General features: G+C 74.1%; 2 protein-coding genes. Both read left to right on the top strand.

Annotated features, from left to right (window positions below; translation table 11 throughout):
* Positions 1 to 973 (top strand): SMI1/KNR4 family protein (locus D7231_RS35200; RefSeq protein WP_242000089.1); only part of this gene is annotated, 973 nt, incomplete at its 5' end.
* Positions 974 to 978: 5 nt separating this feature from the next.
* A partial coding sequence (locus tag D7231_RS35195; RefSeq protein WP_147449904.1) for a hypothetical protein occupies positions 979 to 1189 on the top strand: 211 nt, incomplete at its 3' end.

The following is a 1189-nucleotide window of genomic DNA, read 5'->3' as shown; positions in this document are numbered from 1 at the left end:
GCTCGGGCAGCAGGCCGCGCCACCGAACAGGGCCTATGCCGGGCAGGTCGTGCAGTTTCCCGACCCGGTGCGGGCGGCCCGTTTTCCGCAGGGCATCAGAGTCGACGCGGACGGTTTTCCCGATTTCTCGCCGTATGCGAGAGCCGCGGCGGACATCGCCGAGCCCCCCGAGGGCTTCGGCGTGGACGAGCTGCGCCTGACGGACTACGTCTCGGCGAACGCGGCCCTGCACGCCGCGGGTCACGAGCTGTGGGCCGACCTCCCGCCCGTCGCCACGCCGCACGGCTGGACCTGGCACCACGTCGCGCGCACCCGCCGCCTCGAACTGGTCCCGGCCGAGGTCAAGGCCCTGCTGCGGCACCACGGCGGCGTCGCCACCGCGGCCGTCGACCACCACAAGCGCGGCACGCGCCCCCTGGCCGACCCGAAGCCGGTGCACTTCGCCGTGCCCCACCGGGTCGCCGTGGAGGAGGACCGGGTGCGCGCCGCGGAGGAGCGGCTGGGATACCGGCTGCCCGAGGCGTACCGGTCGTTCCTGAAGGCCGCGGGCGGCTGCGCCCCGGTCGGGGTCGGCCTGGACGCGGAGCTGGGGCTGCTGCTGGACCAGCCGTTCTTCACGCTCCGCGAGGAGGCGGCGGTCAACGACCTCGTGTACATCAACAAGTGCCTGCGCGATCACCTGACCAAGGACTACCTGGGCATCGCCTTCGTGCAGGGCGGCATCGTCGCGCTGAAGGTCAGGGGCGCGGAGGCGGGCTCGGTCTGGCTGTGCGCGTACGACGACGCCGCGGACCGCGACGGGCTGACCGTCGACCAGCGGGTGGCGGACCTGCTGCTGCCCTGCGGCGAGGACTTCGACGCGTTCCTGCTCCGGCTGGCGGGGAATCCGCCGGAGCTGGAGACGGTCGCGAAGCTGATGGTGGACGGGGGCTTCGCCCGCGTCGTTCCCGTTCCTGTTCCGGGGGAGGGCTGAGCGCCATGGTGACGTTCGCACAGGCGCAGGAGCGCGCCGAGCGGTGGGTCAACGGTTCGCCCGTGCCCGTGGAGGGCGCGCCCGTCCGCGAGGTGCGGGTGCGGGAGTTCGACCTGGGCTTCGTGGCCTGGGCCGAGGACGCGGCCGGGGCCCCGGCGGGCGGCGGGAAGCTGGTGATCGCGCGCGACAGCGGGGACACCACGCTGTGGCCGGCGC

Source organism: Streptomyces klenkii (assembly GCF_003626645.1).
Classification (GTDB): domain Bacteria; phylum Actinomycetota; class Actinomycetes; order Streptomycetales; family Streptomycetaceae; genus Streptomyces; species Streptomyces klenkii.
Note: the sequence above shows the minus strand (reverse complement) of the source record. Positions and strands in the feature narration are given on the sequence as shown.